Here is an 18,419-nt window from a genome sequence, read left to right on the forward strand (position 1 = left end):
CATGGTCGGATGGTGCGCCGCATGCGGCGCGGAAGGGCCTGTGGAGCTACTATACGCCGAATTGCAAATTGCGCGACAGGAGAATGAGGCATCGTGGGATTTGTTCTGTCGGCGCGGAGGCCCGGTGCATTGACCGATGCGGGCTGGCACGGGTGACCGGATAACGTGACCGGACAAAGTGATCGGGCGAAGTGATCGGCTAAGTGATCGGACAAGGGCGACCGAACAAGGGCGACCGGGCGAAGGTCGCCGGGCGGACAAGGGGGGGGTGTGGAATGCCGTCCGAATGGCGCCGGGCAGACCCGCACCTGCACGAAAATGATGCACTTTCGCCGTGCGTGTGGTATGCAAAAGCCTGGGTGGTTACTCCACCCTCCCCAAATTCAGGCAAAAGGAGCGGACGCATGAACAAAGCGACGAAACCGGCAAAGGCCAAGCCCGCAGCGGCGGCCCCCTCTCCGCGAGAGTCCCGCAAGGCCAAGGTCATCGAAGTGCTGAACCGGGCGCGCGCCATGGAGCTGAACGCCATTACCCAGTACATGAACCAGCACTACGGGCTGGACAACATGGACTACGGTACGCTGGCGGCGGACATGAAGCTGATTGCCATCGACGAGATGCGCCACGCCGAGATGTTCGCCGAGCGCATCAAGGAATTGGGCGGCGAACCGACCACCGAGCGCGAGGGCGACCTGGTCAAGGGGCAGGACGTGCGGACCGTCTTCCCGTACGACGCCGGGCTCGAGGATGACACCATCGACGCCTACAACCAGTTCCTGCAAGTGTGCCGCGACTGTGGCGACAGCATCAGCATGAAGCTGTTCGAGACCATCATCGAGGAGGAGCAGGTGCACTTCAACCACTTCGACAACGTGGGCGAGCACCTGAAGACCCTGGGCGACACCTACCTGTCGAAGATCGCGGGCACCTCGGCCTCCACCGGCCCCTCCACCAAGGGGTTCCTGATCAGCAAGGGCGGGGCGGCGGCGGGGTAACCCCGCGCACCCGCATCATGGAGCGGGCGTGACGTCCCATGCCCGCAAGGGCAGGGCGGTACACCCCGATTTGGCGCCATACGGCGGCACGGCAACGTGCCGCCGTTTTCGTTGGCGGTCGGTGGTGGGGGCTGGCGGTGTGATTGCGGAAGGCTGGCGGGCCTGCCGGTGGGGGAGATGTTGCCGGATGCGGCCAGAGGCCACGCCGGGAGAGAATGGCCGGGAAGGAGCACGGCGCGCGCGGTGCAAGCCCGCCGCAACGGAAGCTTGGCGCCGGTCTGTCGGGCCGTCGGTATCGGAGGGAGAGCGTGGGGATGCGGGCGGGATGCGCGGCGCTCACCCGCGCCGGAAGGCGCGCAGCCCCAGCAGCAGTCCGGCCACCAGCAGGACCACCCCGCCCAGGCTGCCGACATCCGGGGCCTGTCCGCGCCAGCAATAGGCGTAGGCCAGGGCGGCCAGCGTCTCGCAAACCATCAGCTGGCCCGCAAGTCCGGCGGGCAGCAGGCGGCTGGCGCGGTTCCACAGGGTGGTGCCCAGCCACGAGGCCAGCAGCCCCAGGGTGAACATCAGCCCCACGAAGGTCCACGGGCGGGGGCCCAGCGGTGGGGCAAAACCGCCCGCGCCGCCATCCGCAACGGCATACCAGGCACAGGCGCCAGCCATGCCCAGCAGGGCAAGCGGCAGCGTAGCCAGCCCCTGTGCCGTGGCCCACAGGCCGGACCCCAGGTGCGGGCGCAGCGCCAGCCACTGGCTGTTACGCAGGGGGTACCACGTCCAGCAGGCCACGGCTCCCCACGCCAGCGCCACACCGGTCAGGTAGTCGGCCATGGGCCTGTCGAAGCCCAGCCGGCCTATTTCGTGGCGGTTCACCAGCAGCACCCCGGCGGCGATGGCCGCCAGCGGCGGCACCAGCCGTGCCCAGCGCAGCCGCCGGTCGCGCAGGTTGGAGATGATGGCGATGATGATGGGCAGGGTGCCGATGATCACCGTGGGCAGGGGGGCGTCCGCGCGCTGGATGGCTGCGGAAAGGCACAGGTAGTAAAGGATGTTGCCTGTCAGGGCCAGTTCCAGGGCGCGCAGCCAGTCGGCCCGGTCCAGCAGGCGCAGCCGGGCCGTGTCGCGCAGGCCCAGCACCACGGCAATGGCTCCGAAGGCCGTGTACCGCCCGAACGACAGCACGGCGGGTGGGTAGTCGCCCAGCAGCAGCGGCACGATGAACACCAACCCCCACGCCAGTCCGGCACCCAGTGCGCACAGGGCGCCTTCGGCCAGGGTGCGCGGGGGCAGGGCCGCAGGGGGCAGGCCGGTAAGTGGGGCGGCGGCAACGGCGGATGCGGCTGGTGGGGCAGAACGGGGCATGGCCCCAGCTACTACGGGCTGCGCCGGGGGGCAAGGGCATCTGGTGTCCGCAGGGTGTTTTTGAAGGCTAAAGCGACAACCAACAGCGTTTTTAGTAAAACATACTTTACTTATTTGGTGGAGGAAGGTAATTTTGAATCATGAAAATACCCAAGGATGACCTGATCGGGGTGCTTGCCCAGTTCAACCCGTGGTGGCGGGGCGAACCCGTGGCGGATCTGCCCGCGTGGCGCCGGGCGGCATTTCGTGAACTGCACGCCTGGGTTGTCGCGCCGCCTGCCCACCGGGCCGTTCTGGTGTCGGGTGCCCGGCAGGTGGGAAAAACCACGCTGATGCTGCAAAGCATTGCCGATCTGATTGCCGGGGGCGTTCCCCCGGCCAACATCCTGTATGCCACGTTCGACCATCCCTTGCTCAAGCTGGCGGGGATCGATGCCGTCCTGGAGGCCTGGCGTGCCCGCGAACCCGCCGTGCCGGGGCCGGAATTCCTGTTCCTGGACGAGGGGCAGTTCATCCGGGACTGGGGTACCTGGGTCAAGCACCAGGTGGATTTCTTTCGCCACCGGCACATCGCGTTCACGGGGTCGGCACTGCCGCTGCTGGAGTCCGATCAGGAGTCGGGCGTGGGCCGCTGGCACACCATCAAGCTGACCACACTGTCCTTTTACGAGTACTTGCAATTGAAGCGGATTCCCCATTCGGAGATTCCGCCGCTACGCAGCCTGCGCGAAACGTTCGCCTGGTCAGAGGCGGCGTTCTACCGGGTCGCCGAGATGGCCGCGCCACTGGTCGGGCATTTCCACGACTATCTGGTACGCGGGGGTTTTCCGCAGATCGCGCAGGTTGAAAGCGTGACGCAGGCGCAACGCCTGCTGCGCGAGGACGTGATCGACAAGGTGCTCAAGCGGGACATGACGGTGCTGTTCGGAGTCCGCCGCGTGCTGGAACTGGAGCACACCTTCCTCTACCTGTGCATGCATGACGGGGGGCTGCTGGATGTTCCCAACCTGTGCAAAAACCTTGAGGTCAAGCGCCCCACGGCGCTGAAATACATAGACCTTCTCGAGTCCACGCACCTTGTCTACAAGCTGCCGCCGCACGGCTACGGTAAGGATATCCTGCGGGCCAGGTACAAGGTGTACCTTGCGGATGCCGCGCTGGCCCCGGCGGCCCTGTTGAAGGGCAAGGGACTGATCGACGACCCCATGGCGCTGGGCGTTGCCACGGAAACCGCCGTGTTCAAACATCTTTTTGCCAGATACTATGCACGGGACGTACGGTTCACCTACTGGCGCGACAAGAAAAATCGCGAAGTCGACCTGGTGGCGGACATGGGGGGCAAGCTCGTGCCCTTCGAGGTCAAGTACCGCGCTCAACACGCCGGGGCCGCCGAGTTGCAGGGGCTGCTGGAGTTCATGCGCGAACGCAAGGCCGAGCGCGGCTACGCGGTGACCAAGTCGCTGACGGATTTCGGTCCGCTGGCGGGGCACGGCGACGTCATGCGCATTCCCGCGCCATTGCTGTGCTACTGGATGGGACAGGGCGAACTGGACGAACCCGTTGAAGCGTGATGGACGCACGCGCCGCAAGGGCACGACGGCAGGAACGGCGCACTCCGCGAGGGGTGCGCCGTTTCCGTCAGCAGGGCAGGGGGGGGGTAGGGGGTATCCGCGTCGCCGTTACTGGCAGACGGGCTTGGCGCCCGGCTGTTGGGTGGCCAGCCAGTCCACCACGGCGGGCTTTTCGGCCTCGCTGACCTGCGCGCCCTTGCCCATCATGCGGGTGACGGTGGTGTTCCAGGCGGCCTTGTCCTTGGCGCCCAGGTTGGCACAGATGCGCTGGGTGTTGTGGCATTTGGTGCAGGCGGACATGACGGTGCCCGCCGGGTCCTGCGCGGTGGCGGGAACGGCGGACGAGAAGGCGGCAAATGCGGTGAGGGCGGCGGACATGGCCAGGGTGGCCAGCATCCGGCCACGGCAGTTGGGCGTACGGCGCATGGGCAACTCCTTGGTTAAGGGGGATTGCCGTCACTATACACGCGGGCGCGTGCCGGACGCAACGGGATGATGCGGGAAAGGCTTTCACGGAGGAAGGAGGTTGGCCAGGAATTCCACCCAACTGGCGCCCAGCCGTGTGAAGTCCGCTGCCGGGGGGTTCAGTTCCGGCGCAGGGGTGCCTGCGGATGCGGCGCGGAGGGCGTAGTGGGGTGTGTTTTTCGTGCGGCATCCGAAGACTTTTCGAAAAGCATTCGGAAAGTGCCGAATGTGCGCTTACGGGCACAAGGGCTTGTCGCCCGGCTTGCGCGTGGAAAGCCACTCGATGACGACGGTACGCTCCTCGGGGGTGACGCTGGCCCCGCCCGCGATCATCCGGTCCACGGTTTTTTCCCAGCCCGCCCGGTCCAGCTTGCCGATGTCCGCGCAAATGCGGTCCGCGCCGTGGCAGATGCGGCAGGCCCGCATGGTCACCACCTCGCCGGGGGGCGTCTTGTCGCCGCAGCCGGTCAGCAGGGTGCCCAGCGTCACGGCCAGTCCGGCGGCGAGAACCAGCGGGCCGAGCAGGACGCCGAGCCATCTGGCCGGGGCGTTATGGGGTCGGAGGCAGCCGGGGGCGGCACGAGATGCCGCGCCGTACCTGCGAGTGTGTGCGACAGTGTTTCCGGCGGTGCGGGACGCGTGCGGGGGGCGGGACTTTCCGGAGTCATGATGGGCGTCATCTCGTGCTCCGTGGGGTGTGCGGCGGGCATCCGGCATGAGGGTCTCCTAGGCTGGTTTCGCCCACCATACCGGAAAACGCGGGGCAAGCAACGGGGGGCGGCAACCCTTCGCTCCAACGTGCGAGCTTTTGCCCGCCCTTTAACGAACCAGTTTGAACACCACCGGCACCTCCACCTCGCAGGCCACGTCGCGTCCGTCGCGCCCGCAGGGGCGAAAGCGCCAGCGCTCCACGGTGGACAGGGCCGCGTCCGCGAACAGATCCACCGCTTCACCGCCCACCACACTGCGGGAGGCCACCCGACCCTGCGGGTCGATGTGCAGCCGCACCACCACCACGCCTTCCGCCCGCTTGCGGCGGGCCTCTGCCGGGTAGGGGGGCTGCGGCGCGTAGAGAGGCCGCGCCTTGCGGTCGTAGTCGCCGTCCCGCGCCGTGTCGGCGTGCAGCCCCACGCCGCCCGGCCCTGCCGTGCCCGTGCTTCCGCCGCCGGTTCCGCCGCCGGAGCCGAAGGCCATGCCCTTGTCCGTGCCCCCGCTGCCGGGGGGTGCCCCTTCCGGCACGCTGGTGTCCAGCCCGCCGGATGGTGCCGCGTCAGCCGTCATGGCGCGCGCAGGCGCTACGGACGGTTCCGTCGGTGATGTGGGGGCGGCGGGCCGTTCGGGTTGGCGTTCAGCCGGGGTGGGCCGGGGGGCGGCATCCCGCTTGCGCGTGCTCACGGCCTTGGCGTCGGGCTTCACGTCCCGCGCCTGCGGTACGGGTAACGGGGCGGGCGTGGGTGTGCGCGGCGTTGCGGCTGCCGGGCGTTTTCCGCCCGGCCCGCCCAGGGTCAGTTCCACCATCTGGCTGCCGCCGCCCCTGCCGCCCTGATCCAGCCCGCTGACCGTCTTCGGTTGCGGCGCGGCCAGCAGCATCCCGGCCAGCAGCAGGTGCAGGCACAGGGCTCCCACCGTCCAGCGGTCCAGCAGCCGGGCGTCCGTCCGTCCTGCCCGTTCCGCTCGTGCGGTCATGGCCGGGCCTCCGGCGTGTCTTCCTCTTCGGCCATGACGTGCATCTTGTGCACCCCGGCGGCGCGCACCATGCCCATCACCCGCACCACGCGGCCATAGGGCACGTTGGCGTCGGCCCGCAGGAACAGCAGCCGGTCGGGCGTCACCACGCGTTCGCGCATGAAGGCGGCTATGTCACCGTCGCCCAACGTGTCCTCGTCCAGCAGCAGCGTGCCATCGGCCCGGATGGTCAGCACCACGTGGTCGCTGTCCTCGGGCAGCACGTCCACGGTTTCGGTCTGCGGCAGGGATACGTCCAGCCCCGATTGCATCATGGGCGTGGTGATCATGAAGATCACCAGCAGCACCAGCATCACGTCGACAAAAGGCGTGACGTTGATCTCGGAAACCACGCCGCCGTCCTCGTCAGATGCCGCCTGCATCGTCCGCCTCCGTGGTGTGCAGGGCCGTGCCGCCAAGCACCGCGCCCACGTCGTGCATGACGTGGTTCAGGATCACCCCGGCAAGGTTGACCAGCCGCGCCTTGACCTTGTTCAGGGCGGTGGTTTGCAGGTTGTAGCCGATGGCTGCGGGTATGGCCACGCCAAGGCCCACGGCGGTGGCGATGAGCGCCTCGGAGATGCCCGGCGCCACGGCGGCAATGGAGGCGGACTTGGCCCCGGCAAGGTCGTGGAAGGCATCCATGATGCCCCACACGGTGCCGAACAGCCCGATGAACGGCGCGATGTTGGCGGTGGTGGCCAACAGCGGCAGCTGCGCGCCAAGCCTGCCCCCCTCGTCCGACACCGCATGGCGCAACGTGCGCCGCACGTTGTCGGCCAGCAGGGCGGCGGGGGCGTTGCACCGGGTCATGCGGCGGTATTCGTCGTAGCCCGCGCGCAGCAGGTTCCAGGCCATCCTGTCGCCGGAATCCTTGAAGCGCGACATGGCCTGCTCCAGGCTTTCCATGCGGCCAAGCCGCTCCATGCAGGCGTCGATGCGGCCTGCCGCGCCGCGCAGCAGCAGGGCTTTGCGGAAGATGATGCCCCAACTGGCGACGGACATGCAGACAAGGGCGAGCATTACCGCCTTGGCCACGGGGGTGGCGTGGGCGTACAGGCCCAGAATGCCGGTATCCATGAAGAACTCCTTGAATCGTGGGTATTGTGATGTGGGCTGGCGTGTGGCGGCATCAGCCCGCCGCAGCGTCCGTGCCGCCAACTGCGGTGGGAGCGGTGGTCGCGGCGGTGGCGGTCAACTGCGGCCGGATGAACTGCGCGATGACCAGCGAACACAGGCTCATCAGCGCCCCGGCAAAAAAGGTCACCCGGTAGTCGATCATCCACAGGTAGCCGCCGGTCACGGGCAGGACCACGGCGGCGATGTGGTTGATGGTGAACCCTGCCGCCGCGCTGGGTGCCAGGTCCTCGTGGTCCGCGATCTTCTGGAAGTACGTGGTGATGGCCATGCTGAAGTTGAACAGCACGTGGTCCAGCACGTACAGGCAGATGGCCACGGCCCTGGATTCCACCAGGCCGTACGAGACGAAGACGGCGGCCAGCAGCAGGTATTCGGTGGACAGCACCGTCCGCTCGCCCAGCCGGGGAATCAGCCGGGCCACCAGCGGCGCGGAAAAGTAGCACACGATATTGTTGACGATGAACAGCAGCGAGATTTCCCGCACCGAAAACTGGAACTTCTGCACCAGCAGGAACGCGGCAAAGGCGATGAATATCTGCCGCCGCGCCCCGCCCATGAAGGTCAGCGCGTAGAACACCCAGTACCTGCGCCGCAGCACGATGCGCTTTTGCTGCGGTCGCAGGGCACCGCCCGTGGGGTTCCACGCCACCAGACACAGGGCCGCCACCACGATGGCCCCGCCGAACAGCATGTACAGCTGTTCCGTGCTCAGCCATTCCGCGCCGAAGTACACCAGCACCCCCACCACGACGCTGGTGGCCGCACCGGCGCTGACCTGGCGGGCCAGCACGGTGGGGGTTTCGGCAAGGCCGAAGCTTTGCAGCGTCAGCGACTGCCGGGCCGTTTCAAAGTAGTGGTAGCCAAGGCTGGAGACCAGCGTGGTCACCACCAGCCCGGTGAAGCTGGGCCACAGCCCGGTGATGAACACCCCCACGCCCAGACAGACCACCGACAGCACGGCCAGCCTGCATTCGTGCATCACCAGCAGGGCGAACACGGCCAGCAGCGAGAGAAAGCCCGGCACCTCGCGCACCGATTGCAGGATGCCCGCGTGGTAGGCCGTCAGCCCCACGGAATTGACGAGGAAGTTGTCGAACAGGATGACCCACACCTGGAGCCCGGCGGCGCCACAGACGGTAAGGATCATCAGGAACAGGTACATGGAGTTGTTCTTGGTCGCGTGCATGCGGTGGAGACTCTATGGTTGTCCGTGCGGTGAACGCAGCCGCCCGCCGATCATCAGCGCGAGGAAATAACACCCCCCCACGATGGATACGACGATGCCGGCGGCGATTTGGGTCGGGTACAGGGCCGTCTGGCCTATCCAGTCGGCCCACAGCATCAGGGCGGCACCCACGAGGGTGCCGGTGGCAAGCTGCGCCCGCGCCGTGCGCGCCCCCAGCAGCGAGGCGGCGTGCGGGGCCACCAGCCCCACGAAGGTCACCGGCCCCATGGACGAGGTGACCAGCGCGCACAGCAGGGCCACCACGGCCAGCAGCACAAGGCTGGCCCGGCGGGTGTCCAGGCCACGGGCGCGGGCCACGTCGCGCCCGGCGGACAGCAGTGTCAGCCAGCGGAAAAGGCCAAGCCCGGCACCGGACAGCGCGGCGGTGCCCGCCGCCAGCAGCAGGGCCTGGGCCGGGGCCGTGCGGTAGGTGGAGCCGCTCAGCCACAGCAGCACCGCGTAGCTGTCGCCCGTGCCGCGCGCCAGGCAGAACTGCACCAGTGCATCCAGCAGGGCGGTCAGGGCCACGCCCGCGATGATCAGGCTGGACGGCGCGTAGCCGTGCGCCTTACCCAGGCGCAGCAGCACCGCCAGCACGGCCGCGCTGCCCAGCAGGGCAACGGGCCATTGCGCGGCAGACACCGCCTGCCCGAACAGCAGCCCGGCCAGCACCAGGGCAAAGGTGGCCCCGGAGGACACCCCCAGAATGTCCGGGCTGGCCAGCGGGTTGCCCACCAGCCGTTGCAGGATGGTGCCCGCCACGGCCAGCGCCGCGCCCGCGCACAGCGCCGTCGTGAGCCGGGGCCAGCGTACCGACCACTGGTAGGCGGACGGCGCGGCCCAGTGCCATGCGCCGCCGTCGGGTTGGATCAGGATGTGCGCCAGCAGCCCCAGCACGGTGGCGCCCGCCAGCAGGGCCACCATGGCGGGGTGCACCGCAGGGCGGACCCGCGCGCCACCCCGGAAGAAAAAGCCCACCGTGTCCTGCGCCCGCAGCCTGCGGCGCGAAAGCCACAGCAGCGCCGGGGCGCCCATGGCCGCGGCGGCCACGCCGCAGGGCACCACGTCCTGGGTCCACGTTCCGGCCAGCATGGCCAGTGCGTCCGTGGCCAGCAGCAGGGCCGCGCCCAGCAGCAGGCTGGTCCACAGTTCCGCGCCGGGGGTTCTGGCGCCCAGCGAGCGGGCCATGTTGGGGGCCAGCAGGCCGATGAAGCCGATCACCCCCACCGTGGCGATGGATGCCGAGGCCAGCCAGATGGACGCGGCCATCAGCAGCAGGAAGGCCGGGATCACCGGCAGGCCGCGCGCGGAGGCGCCCTGGTGCCCCAGGCGCAGCAGGGTCAGCAGGCGCGGCGCCGCCAGCAGCAGGACCGGGGCCCCAGCCAGACGGGGCAGCAGCCACAGCACCGCCTGCCAGCCGTTCTGGGCCAGGTCTCCGGCGCCCCACAGGAACACGCTGCGCGCGAATTCCTCGTGCAGCAGGACAAGGGCGGTGGTGACGGCCCCCAGCAGGATGTTGACCACCATGCCGGACACCACCAGCGGCAGGCCGTCCATGTTGCGCACCCCGGTGATGAAGACGATCAGCCCGAAGGCCAGAAGGCCGCCCAGCAGGGCCGCCGGGGCACCGCAGGCCGCCACGTGCTGCGGCAGCCAGATGTGCAGCGCCACCAGGGCCAGCCATGCCCCCGACGACGTACCCAGCGTGAGCGGAGAGGCCAGCATGTTGCGGGTCAGCTGCTGCATCAGGCTGCCGGTAAGTCCCAGCGCCCCGCCCACCAGCAGGGCCATGCACGCGCGCGGCAACTGCGCGTGGCAGAAATGCAGTTCCGCGAAGGTTTCCGGCGCACGCCAGCCAAGGACCAGCCGCAGCTGTTCCGTCAGGGTCAGGCCGCCGTCGGCCAGCAGTCCGTCCATGTGCAGGTGGAGCACGGCCAGACCGGCCACGGCGCACGCAAGCCCCGCAAGGCCGCGCAGCGTCACTGCGCCGCCTCCACCCGCAGCAGGCTTTCGGCAAAGGCATCGGCCAGATAGCGCATGGACATGGCCCCGCCGTAGTTCCACACCGGACGCACCGACCGGATGCGCCCCTGCCGCACGAAGGGCATGGACTGCCAGAGCACGGAGGCGCGCATCTTCGCTTCTTCGGGGAAGGGCAGCACGTACAGCACCCAGGCGTCGGCCAGCGCGTGCAGGTCCTTGAAGGGCATCCGGGTGATGCCCCACGCGCGCGGTTGCTGCGGCAGGGCGTCGGTCAGGCCCAGTTGGTCCAGCACGTACCGGGCGGTGGAGTTTTCGCAGTAGGCGAAGACCGACGTGGTGTTGGCGAAGCGCAGGGGCAGCACGCGGGCCGAGGGGCCGAGGGCCGCCGCCAGTTGCGCCTTCAGTTCCGCGAAGCGGCGGTGCATGTCTTCCAGCTTCTGCCGGGCCAACTCCTGCCTGCCGAACAGGGCGGCCAGGGTGGTGAAGTGGGCGATGGCCACTTCGCCCGAGCGGTCCGTTGCCGCGAAATTGGGCAGATGGACCACGGGGGCGATGCGGGCCAGCGCATCCAGCAGGTCCTTCTGCGGTGAAGCGGTCAGGATCACGTCGGGATGCAGCCCGGCGATGCGCTCCAGGTTGGGTTCCGCGCGGGTGCCCACGTCGGTCACGGTGTCGGCGTTGTCCTTGTCGCTCGTGCCCCCTGCATTGTCCTTCATGGCCGGCAGCGGCGGCTGGACCACCCATTCCCGGTATCCGGCCAGTTCGGGCGCGCCCACCGGGGTGATGCCCAGTTCCAGCACCTGCTCCAGCAGGTCCCAGTCCAGCACCACCACCCGCCGGGGAACGGAGGCGAACGCGATGGTTCCCCGGTTGTCCCGGATGCGGATGGGGGCGGGACGGTCGGCCCGCCCTGCGCCTTGCGTGGCATCCAGCCCACCATGCTGTTTGACGCCCTGCGCGGCGTCGGCGGCCCGTGCCGTGCCCGGTGTTGCAAACAGGGCCAGCGCGCAGGCCATGGCCGCCAGCAGGGCGGGGTACCGCCGCAGGCCTGTCCGGACCATCACGTCGCGGTGAGCGTGCGGCATCAGGCGCATACCACGGCCACCTTGCAGGTACGGGTGCCCCGTGGTGGGGCGGGATGGTCGATGAGCCGGATGGACGAACGGTACAGCGCGGACAGGGCGCGTTCTTCCAGCAGCAGGTCCGCCGGCCCCTGAAAGGCCACCTCGCCCTGGCGCAGGGCAATGACGTGGCTGGCGTAGCGCAGGGCCAGGTTGATGTCGTGCAGGATGACCACCACCCCCAGGCCGTGGTCCCGGTTCAGTGCGGCCAGCAGGTCCATGACCTGGTACTGGTGGTGCACGTCCAGGGCCGATGTGGGCTCGTCCAGGATGGCCACGGGCGACTGCTGGGCCAGCAGCATGGAAATCCACGCCCGCTGCCGCTCGCCGCCGGACAGGCTGTCGGCAAGGGTGTCGGCGAAGCGGGTCACGCCGGTGCGCTCCATGGCCTCGTCGATGATGCGTGCGTCCCCGGCGGTCCAGCGGCCAAAGGTGCCCCGCCATGGAAAGCGCCCCAGCCGCACGATTTCACGCACGGTCAGCCCCACCGAAGGCGGCAGCCTTTGCGGCAGGAAGGCCACGGCCCGGGCCAGTTCGCGCGCGCCGAGTCGGTTCAGGCCCCGGCCATGCAGGGTGATGCGGCCTGCGTCCGGTGTCTGCTGTCCGGCCAGCAGGCCGACCAGGGTGGACTTGCCCGAGCCGTTGTGGCCCAGAACGACGCACAACTGGTCCGTGGGCACGGCCAGTTGCGGCAGGGAAAGTATGCGGCGGCCATCGCGGGCCATGCCGACATCGGTAAGCTGGAACATGCGGTCTGCCTGGTGCGGTGAAAGGAACGGAAAACGGAAAGGCCCCCCTCTCCGCTCCGGGCGCGCCGGGTGTACCGGTCGCCAGTGGCGGAAAGGGGGGGCGGGTCTACCAGTGATAGCTGACGCTGAGCAGCGCGGAGCGCGACTGGCCGTAGTAGCAGTAGTAGTCGCAGGCCGAGATGTACTCTTCGTCCAGGATGTTGTTGACGTTCAACTGGACGCTCCAGTTTTCGTCGATCTGGTACGAGGCCATGGCGTCCCACAGGGTGACGTCGGGCACGGTCAGGTCGCTGCTGGCGGGATTGTCCCGGGATTCGCCGATGTAGCGCACGCCGGAGCCGAAGGTCAGCCCCTTCACGAAGAAGCGCGAGGTGTCCAGCTTCAGCCAGGCGTTGGCCTGGTCGCGCGGGATGAGCCCGGCCTGCTTGGTGCCCCGGCCGCCGGTGTCGTCGGTGCGGGCGTCGGTGTAGGTGTAGCTGGCGGTCAGTTGCAGGTCTTCGGTCAGGTGGGCCAGGCCTTCCAGTTCCACGCCCCGGGCGGTGACCTCGCCGGTCTGGGTGGCCACGTAGGTCAGCGGGTTGGTGACCAGTGCATTCTTCTGGGTGATGTCGAAGAGGGCCACGTTGATGTAGCCGTCGAAGAAGCCGGGGGTGTACTTCACGCCCACTTCGTACTGCTCGCCTTCCAGCGGCTTGTAGAGCTGGCCCGTGGCCGGGTCGATGGTGCTCAGCACCTCGAACGACTGCGAGTAGCTGACGTAGGGCGACAGGCCGTAGTCGGACAGGTACATCAGGCCCGTGTTGAACGAGAACTGGCCGTCGTTGCGCGATTCGTCCTGGTCCAGGCTGTCGCTGGTGTTCTCGGTCTGCACCCGGTCGTAGCGGCCACCCAGCACGCCCACCCAATGGCCGTCGTACTTGACCTGGTATTGCAGGTAGGCGCCGGTCTGGAGCTTGGAGATGTCGCGATCATTGTTGTTGGCCGGGTCGAGCGGGGTATAGGACCCGTACACCGGGTGGTACGGGTTGATGGTGCCGAAGGAATAGTTGTCCTGCTCGTCGCCATGGGTCTTGTGGTGCTGCACGTCCACGCCCATCAGCGCGGTGTGTTCCATGTCCGTGGAATCCCATTTGGCCACGGCGCGGTTGTCCACGGTGATGCTGTCCTGCTCGCCGTCGCGGAACACGATGCCCCGGTACAGCGAGGTGGCCGAGGGATCGGAGTTGGGGAAGGCGTACGAACTGCGCAGGTACAGGTCGTTGTAGGCGTAGTTGACGTTCTGGGACAGGGTCCAGCGCTTGTCCACCTCGTGTTCCAGAAGGTAGCCGGCGGACATCTGGGTGCGCTTGTAGCGGTCGTAGTCCGGTTCGCCCAGGTTGGTGGACGGATCGATGGTGCCGTGCGGCGAATCGATCAGCGTGCCTGCGGCGGGAAAGAACGGGTTGGTGGGAACGCCGTCGTCCTTCAGCAGCGTGCCCATCAGGGTAAGGCGCGTCTTGTCGGTAAAGTCTATGGTCAGGCTGGGCGCGATGTAGTGGCGGGTGTTTTCCGTGCCGTCCAGTTCGCCCTCGGCGTCCTTGGCCAAGCCCACGATGCGGAAGCGGATGTTGCCCGAATCGGTGGCCACGTCGGACACGTCGAAGGCCACGGTGCGGGTGTCGCTGGTGCCCACCTGCACCTGTATCTCGCCGCCGGGGGTATCCTTGGGCTTTTTCTGCACGGCGTTGACCACGCCGCCGGGGGGCGATTCGCCGAACAGGATGGACGACGAGCCCTTGACCACTTCCAGCCGTTCGAGGCCGTAGGGTTCCAGCAGCCAGGTGTAGTAGCCGTCGCGGAACAGGCGGTTGCCGTCCAGGTAGGTGGCCGCGTCAAAGCCGCGCACCTTGATCCAGTCGGTGTCGTTGTCGGCCCCGTAGGGCTGCGAGGTAACCCCGGACGTGTAACGCAGGGCCTCGTCCAGCTTTTGCGGGGCGTGCTGTTCCAGGTCTTCCGATTCGACGATGGAGACGGACTTGGGGGTTTCCTGGATGGCGGCGTCCACCTTCAGTGCCGAGGCGCTGACCACCACGGGGTCCAGCGTCACGGTGCTGTTGGTGTTGGCCAGTACCGGCCTGGCGGATGCCACGACCAGGCAGGCCGCCCCCAGGCAAAGGGCATGACCCAGAAGGCGCAACGGGTCTGATGGTTTCATGTATATCTCCTGTGCGGAATGGTGCGAGGCGATTTCCGGTTGATGCAGCCATGCGGCAATGCACGCCGTTTGGCGCGCAATACGGTGCACGCCGCGTCGCGCCACGTCGCAATGGGGGAAGAACAGCCCAGTTCCCCGCCCGCGAGTGGTTTCGCGCGGCTGCGGCATGCAAACACTGCCGAGTGTGTGTGAGGGGGCCCCGTCAGGCAGGATTGACACTAATACTGAAAATCATTATCAGCCAACTTCGTTGAGACAAATCATGCCTCAAATGAGACAAGGAACGCCGCATGGACCCCCAGCCCATGAACATCATGGACACGCCCCGCCCCGTGGTGGCCCTGGCCACGGAATATTCGCCGGGAGAAATACTGGAATTCCACAACCATCCGCGCGCCCAGCTGCTGTACGCCAGCCTGGGGGTGATGACGGTTGAAACGCACAAGGGCATCTGGGTGGTGCCGCCCCACCGGGGTGTGTGGATACCGCCCTACATGGTGCACAAGCTTACGGTTTCGCAGCACATTTCCATGCGCTCGCTGTATTTTCAGCCGGAGCTGTGCGGCAATACCCCGCAGGAGTGCTGTGTGGTTTCCGTGTCGCCCTTGCTCAAGGAGCTGATCCTCGAGGCATCGCAGATGCCCCGGCTGTACCCGCGCAACGGGCCGGAAGAACGGCTGCTGATGGTCGTCATGGACCGCATCCGCCAGATGGACCTGACCCCGCTGATGAACCTGCCCATTCCCAGGGACCACCGGCTGAAGGCCATCTACCAGCACCTGGACGAGAACCCCGGCGACAAGCGCACCCTGGAGGAATGGGGGGACACCATCGGGCTTACCCGGCGGACGCTGACCCGGCTTTTCCTGTCCGAAACCTCCATGACCTTCGGGCAGTGGAAGCAGCACATCCGCATTCTGAAATCCCTGCCTCTGCTGGCCGAAAACGAGCAGGTGACCACCGTGGCCATGGAAATGGGCTACGACAATCCCAGCGCGTTCATATCCGTGTTCAAGAAGGCACTGGGCAAGACGCCCAGCAAGTACTTTGCGGGGGAGTGAGCAGGGGGGGGGGGGGGGGGGGGGGGGGGGGAAGGTTGCGACGGCAGAGGAAGGAAAGGAGAGTCCTCACGGGGGGCGCGAGGGTGGAAGGTGCGGTATCAGGCTTCCGGTCAGCGCGGGGGGGCTGAAGTAAATTTCAACCGGAGTTTTGATTATTGTATCTGTTTTAATTAAAAACAGAGCAAGTTTTTTAATTAGTGAGAAGCGTAAGAAAAAATTCTCACCCTGAATTTAAGACGTATCTGGTGTCGTTAGTCGAGAAATAACCGGTAGTATTCGGTGAAAAGGTATTCCCGGTTGCGCTGCTGGCCGGTCATTTCTTCAAGGATACCGAGCCGGACCATCTCGGCGATGAGAGTGTTGGCCGTGGGTTGGGAAATGTCGAGGTTCTGGGCCACGCGTTTGCCGGTGGTGACAGGGCTCATATATAACGTTTCCAGCAATTTCTGGCCATTAGCGGACCGGGCACCCAGCGAGAGCACTTTTTGCGCGCACAGTTCCTTGAGGGCCATGATGTTCCGGAATGTGGCCACACCGTTGCGAGCCGTGTCGCGTACGGCCACGAGGAAGAATCGGACCCAATGGCCGATGTCATTGGACATGCGAACGCCGGTGAGTGCGTCGTAGTATTGCCCTTTGTGCTTTTCCATGTGCGCGGAAAGGTACAAGCACGGCTTGCTGAGTAAACCGGCGCTGATCAGGTACAGGGTGATAAGCAAGCGCCCGATTCTACCGTTGCCGTCCAGAAAGGGGTGGATGGTTTCAAATTGATAATGGCTTATGGCCACCCGAATGATGTGTGGAACGTGGATTTCCTCGTTGTGCCAGAATTTTTCAAGGTCGCTGAGCAGTTCGGGAAGTTCGTCGTGATGGGGGGGGATGAATACGGCGTCCTTCAGTGATGCGCCGCCGATCCAGTTTTGTGAGCGACGGAATTCACCAGGCGTCTTGCGTTCGCCGCGTACTCCGCGCATCAGTATGTCATGTGTTTTTCGGAGCAGGCGGTTCGACAGGGGAAGCTCTGCCAGTTCCCGGATGGCAACGTTCATCGCTTCGATGTAGTTGTGCACTTCCTGCCAGTCGTCGCGTTTTTCTTCGGCAACGTGCATCCTGTCGCGCAGGGCATCGTCCATTTCCGTGCGCGTGCCCTCGATGCGGCTGGAGGTGTTGGCTTCCTTGACGACGTGCATGTAGATGTACCGATCCACGTCCGGAACCATCTTCGAAAAGGCATCCAATTCGGCCAGACTGCGGGTGGTTTCTTCCAACAGGCTGTTGATGCGTGGGTCATCCCACGTCCACTCGCGGTTTACCGGGGTGGGCGTGAAGCTTTTGTATTCGTATTGCTGGACGAATGTTCCGGAAATGAAGGCTTCGAACTTCATCGGAATCCTCGCTTGCTGACGGAGAGTCCGGTGGGCGGCTGCCGGAGCCGAGGGAACGGAATTGATGGTGCCCGGAGCGGGGATTGAACCCGCACAGCCGTGAGGCCGAGGGATTTTAAGTCCCTTGCGTCTGCCAGTTCCGCCATCCGGGCACGGTGGGAATGGGCCGAAACCCTAGTATGCGGGCGGGTTGCCGTCAATGTCGGGGTGGGGCCGTGCGCAGGGAATGGCGCCGGGTGTCGAGCCCGGCGGCGCAAGGGGGCGTCGCGTTTGGGCGTCAGGGCTGCCGGGGGCTGCCGGGGGGCCGCCGCGAACTGGCCCGGCGCGCAGGTCGGCTGGAACGGGCTGGGCGCGTGGCCCTTCGCCTATTCCGTCGGCTTCGCGGCAGTCTTGCCGCTACCCCCGGCCTTGCCGCGTCTGGCGCGGGCCGCTGGCGGTTTGGGCCGGGTGGTGGGCACCACGGCCAGTGCCGGGTCCTTGTGCGCATGGGCAGCCATGCCCGCGCGTGCGTCGGGCAGGCGCAGGGCGGCCTCCTGCCAGACACCGTCGGCCAGCAGGTACAGGTGCAGCAGGTCCAGCCCCTTGTCCACGAACAGCATGCGCCCTTCCACATTGCCGCGCAGCAGGGGGGCCACGGCGGCGCAGGCGGCGTGGAACGCCGTTTCCTCGTGGTGGGCGAACACGCATTGCACCCGCAGGGCATCGCCCGTGGGGGTGAAGTCGATGTGCTCGCCGCCGCTGGCGTCCAGTGCGCCGTGGATGGCGTCCACCAGTTCCGCCTCGCGGGCCAGCAGGTCGTTGTAGCTCAGTTCCGGCCCGTAGAAGAAGTGGCCGAAGAGTTCGCAGTCGAATTTGGCCATGGTCGGTCCTTGCGTATGGTCGGGGCAGTTTGGCCGAGTCGGTGTGGCCGCGCGGTGTGCCCGGCGATGTGTGCCCGGACCGGCGCGGTGTCGTCCGGCGGTCGCGGGTCGCACGGTTTCTCCCAGCCGCGCGGCGGGCCGCAGCGAGGTGCTCCGTCTTCCCGTATCACGGGGCGCATGTTTTCCCTATGATAGAGCGCGGATGTGCCGGACGTCAAAATGGCAGAGATCGGCGGGGCTGGACGCGCCCTCCCCGGCGGTGGATACTGGCGCGCCTAACCCCCGCACAAGGAGTTTCCCATGCCCTACGTCAACATCCGCATCACCCGCGAAGGCGCCACCAGCGAGCAGAAGGCGGCGCTCATCCAGGGCGTCACGCAGTTGCTGGTGGATATCCTCGGCAAGAATCCCGCCACCACCGTGGTGACCATCGACGAGGTGGACACCGACAACTGGGGCGTGGGCGGCGAGACCATCACCGCGCGGCGCAAGCGCGGGGCCTAGCGCAAGGGGCGCAGGGGCGCAGGGGGAGACGCGGCCACTGCCCACCGATGTCGCCGCAATGCGCGGCGGGGCGGTGCGCCAG

The 18,419-nt window shown here is 67.0% G+C and carries 17 protein-coding genes and 1 tRNA gene; 4 read left to right on the top strand and 14 right to left on the bottom strand.

The genetic code is table 11. From position 1 onward, the window contains the following. The first annotated feature begins 404 nt into the window (after positions 1 to 404). Positions 405 to 995, top strand: a complete 591-nt coding sequence (locus tag ABWO17_RS14450) for a ferritin-like domain-containing protein (protein ID WP_353119728.1) — start codon at positions 405 to 407, stop codon at positions 993 to 995. Positions 996 to 1,331: 336 nt separating this feature from the next. Here the strand turns inward: ABWO17_RS14450 and ABWO17_RS14455 are convergent, their stop codons facing one another. Further along, on the bottom strand, positions 1,332 to 2,354 hold the full coding sequence (locus ABWO17_RS14455) for a DMT family transporter (protein ID WP_353119730.1): 1,023 nt from the start codon (positions 2,352 to 2,354) through the stop codon (positions 1,332 to 1,334). A gap of 140 nt (positions 2,355 to 2,494) precedes the next feature. On the opposite strand from ABWO17_RS14455, the gene ABWO17_RS14460 reads away from it, so the two are divergent. Beyond that, complete coding sequence (locus ABWO17_RS14460; RefSeq protein ID WP_353119732.1) at positions 2,495 to 3,925, top strand: ATP-binding protein; 1,431 nt, start codon at positions 2,495 to 2,497, stop codon at positions 3,923 to 3,925. A 108-nt stretch (positions 3,926 to 4,033) separates the two neighbouring features. Here the strand turns inward: ABWO17_RS14460 and ABWO17_RS14465 are convergent, their stop codons facing one another. The 10 genes from ABWO17_RS14465 to ABWO17_RS14510 form a co-directional block, all read right to left on the bottom strand. Continuing rightward, positions 4,034 to 4,351, bottom strand: a complete 318-nt coding sequence (locus tag ABWO17_RS14465) for a hypothetical protein (RefSeq protein WP_353119734.1) — start codon at positions 4,349 to 4,351, stop codon at positions 4,034 to 4,036. A 273-nt stretch (positions 4,352 to 4,624) separates the two neighbouring features. Continuing rightward, positions 4,625 to 4,879 carry a hypothetical protein gene (locus ABWO17_RS14470; protein WP_353119736.1) on the bottom strand — a complete coding sequence of 85 codons (255 nt, stop codon included), beginning with the start codon at positions 4,877 to 4,879 and terminating at the stop codon, positions 4,625 to 4,627. Between the two features lie 330 nt (positions 4,880 to 5,209). Further along, a complete protein-coding gene (locus ABWO17_RS14475; RefSeq protein WP_353119738.1) occupies positions 5,210 to 6,076 on the bottom strand; it encodes an energy transducer TonB in 867 nt (288 codons plus the stop codon). Continuing rightward, entirely contained in the window at positions 6,073 to 6,498 is a 426-nt protein-coding gene (locus ABWO17_RS14480) for an ExbD/TolR family protein (protein ID WP_353119739.1), read from the bottom strand. Before ABWO17_RS14480 ends, ABWO17_RS14475 begins: the two co-directional genes overlap by 4 nt. Continuing rightward, a complete protein-coding gene (locus tag ABWO17_RS14485) occupies positions 6,482 to 7,195 on the bottom strand; it encodes a MotA/TolQ/ExbB proton channel family protein (protein WP_353119741.1) in 714 nt (237 codons plus the stop codon). The genes ABWO17_RS14480 and ABWO17_RS14485 overlap by 17 nt, the downstream gene beginning before the upstream one ends. Positions 7,196 to 7,247: 52 nt before the next feature. Further along, the gene (locus tag ABWO17_RS14490) at positions 7,248 to 8,441 is read right to left on the bottom strand and encodes an MFS transporter (protein WP_353119742.1); all 1,194 of its coding nucleotides are present in this window, start codon (positions 8,439 to 8,441) and stop codon (positions 7,248 to 7,250) included. Between the two features lie 12 nt (positions 8,442 to 8,453). Beyond that, the gene (gene fhuB / locus ABWO17_RS14495; protein WP_353119744.1) at positions 8,454 to 10,463 is read right to left on the bottom strand and encodes a Fe(3+)-hydroxamate ABC transporter permease FhuB; all 2,010 of its coding nucleotides are present in this window, start codon (positions 10,461 to 10,463) and stop codon (positions 8,454 to 8,456) included. Continuing rightward, the gene (locus tag ABWO17_RS14500; RefSeq protein WP_353119746.1) at positions 10,460 to 11,548 is read right to left on the bottom strand and encodes an iron-siderophore ABC transporter substrate-binding protein; all 1,089 of its coding nucleotides are present in this window, start codon (positions 11,546 to 11,548) and stop codon (positions 10,460 to 10,462) included. The genes fhuB and ABWO17_RS14500 overlap by 4 nt, the downstream gene beginning before the upstream one ends. After that, positions 11,548 to 12,333, bottom strand: a complete 786-nt coding sequence (locus ABWO17_RS14505) for an ABC transporter ATP-binding protein (RefSeq protein WP_353119748.1) — start codon at positions 12,331 to 12,333, stop codon at positions 11,548 to 11,550. The genes ABWO17_RS14500 and ABWO17_RS14505 overlap by 1 nt, the downstream gene beginning before the upstream one ends. A 106-nt stretch (positions 12,334 to 12,439) precedes the next feature. Continuing rightward, positions 12,440 to 14,527 carry a TonB-dependent siderophore receptor gene (locus ABWO17_RS14510; RefSeq protein ID WP_353119750.1) on the bottom strand — a complete coding sequence of 696 codons (2,088 nt, stop codon included), beginning with the start codon at positions 14,525 to 14,527 and terminating at the stop codon, positions 12,440 to 12,442. A gap of 290 nt (positions 14,528 to 14,817) precedes the next feature. Here ABWO17_RS14510 and ABWO17_RS14515 point away from each other — a divergent pair, with 290 nt between their 5' ends. Next, on the top strand, positions 14,818 to 15,588 hold the full coding sequence (locus ABWO17_RS14515; protein ID WP_353119752.1) for an AraC family transcriptional regulator: 771 nt from the start codon (positions 14,818 to 14,820) through the stop codon (positions 15,586 to 15,588). A gap of 251 nt (positions 15,589 to 15,839) precedes the next feature. On the opposite strand, the gene ABWO17_RS14520 is transcribed toward ABWO17_RS14515, so the two are convergent. The 3 genes from ABWO17_RS14520 to ABWO17_RS14530 form a co-directional block, all read right to left on the bottom strand. Beyond that, positions 15,840 to 16,973, bottom strand: coding sequence for a Fic family protein (locus ABWO17_RS14520; protein ID WP_353119754.1), 1,134 nt, complete (start codon positions 16,971 to 16,973; stop codon positions 15,840 to 15,842). Positions 16,974 to 17,038: 65 nt separating this feature from the next. Next, a tRNA-Leu gene (locus ABWO17_RS14525) sits at positions 17,039 to 17,125 on the bottom strand. A gap of 213 nt (positions 17,126 to 17,338) precedes the next feature. Then, positions 17,339 to 17,833, bottom strand: coding sequence for a hypothetical protein (locus ABWO17_RS14530; protein WP_353119756.1), 495 nt, complete (start codon positions 17,831 to 17,833; stop codon positions 17,339 to 17,341). Positions 17,834 to 18,133: 300 nt separating this feature from the next. On the opposite strand from ABWO17_RS14530, the gene ABWO17_RS14535 reads away from it, so the two are divergent. Beyond that, entirely contained in the window at positions 18,134 to 18,337 is a 204-nt protein-coding gene (locus tag ABWO17_RS14535; protein WP_333505047.1) for a 2-hydroxymuconate tautomerase family protein, read from the top strand. Positions 18,338 to 18,419: the final 82 nt, after the last annotated feature.

Source organism: Nitratidesulfovibrio sp. (assembly GCF_040373385.1).
Classification (GTDB): domain Bacteria; phylum Desulfobacterota; class Desulfovibrionia; order Desulfovibrionales; family Desulfovibrionaceae; genus Cupidesulfovibrio.

Excerpts from the sequence above, each read along its gene's own strand:
- ABWO17_RS14450 (WP_353119728.1), top strand. The coding sequence starts at position 405 with ATGAACAAAGCGACGAAACCGGCAAAGGCCAAGCCCGCAGCGGCGGCC.
- ABWO17_RS14455 (WP_353119730.1), bottom strand. The coding sequence starts at position 2,354 with ATGCCCCGTTCTGCCCCACCAGCCGCATCCGCCGTTGCCGCCGCCCCA.
- ABWO17_RS14460 (WP_353119732.1), top strand. The coding sequence starts at position 2,495 with ATGAAAATACCCAAGGATGACCTGATCGGGGTGCTTGCCCAGTTCAAC.
- ABWO17_RS14465 (WP_353119734.1), bottom strand. The coding sequence starts at position 4,351 with ATGCGCCGTACGCCCAACTGCCGTGGCCGGATGCTGGCCACCCTGGCC.
- ABWO17_RS14475 (WP_353119738.1), bottom strand. The coding sequence starts at position 6,076 with ATGACCGCACGAGCGGAACGGGCAGGACGGACGGACGCCCGGCTGCTG.
- ABWO17_RS14480 (WP_353119739.1), bottom strand. The coding sequence starts at position 6,498 with ATGCAGGCGGCATCTGACGAGGACGGCGGCGTGGTTTCCGAGATCAAC.
- ABWO17_RS14485 (WP_353119741.1), bottom strand. The coding sequence starts at position 7,195 with ATGGATACCGGCATTCTGGGCCTGTACGCCCACGCCACCCCCGTGGCC.
- ABWO17_RS14490 (WP_353119742.1), bottom strand. The coding sequence starts at position 8,441 with ATGCACGCGACCAAGAACAACTCCATGTACCTGTTCCTGATGATCCTT.
- ABWO17_RS14500 (WP_353119746.1), bottom strand. The coding sequence starts at position 11,548 with ATGCCGCACGCTCACCGCGACGTGATGGTCCGGACAGGCCTGCGGCGG.
- ABWO17_RS14505 (WP_353119748.1), bottom strand. The coding sequence starts at position 12,333 with ATGTTCCAGCTTACCGATGTCGGCATGGCCCGCGATGGCCGCCGCATA.
- ABWO17_RS14510 (WP_353119750.1), bottom strand. The coding sequence starts at position 14,527 with ATGAAACCATCAGACCCGTTGCGCCTTCTGGGTCATGCCCTTTGCCTG.
- ABWO17_RS14515 (WP_353119752.1), top strand. The coding sequence starts at position 14,818 with ATGGACCCCCAGCCCATGAACATCATGGACACGCCCCGCCCCGTGGTG.
- ABWO17_RS14520 (WP_353119754.1), bottom strand. The coding sequence starts at position 16,973 with ATGAAGTTCGAAGCCTTCATTTCCGGAACATTCGTCCAGCAATACGAA.
- ABWO17_RS14530 (WP_353119756.1), bottom strand. The coding sequence starts at position 17,833 with ATGGCCAAATTCGACTGCGAACTCTTCGGCCACTTCTTCTACGGGCCG.
- ABWO17_RS14535 (WP_333505047.1), top strand. The coding sequence starts at position 18,134 with ATGCCCTACGTCAACATCCGCATCACCCGCGAAGGCGCCACCAGCGAG.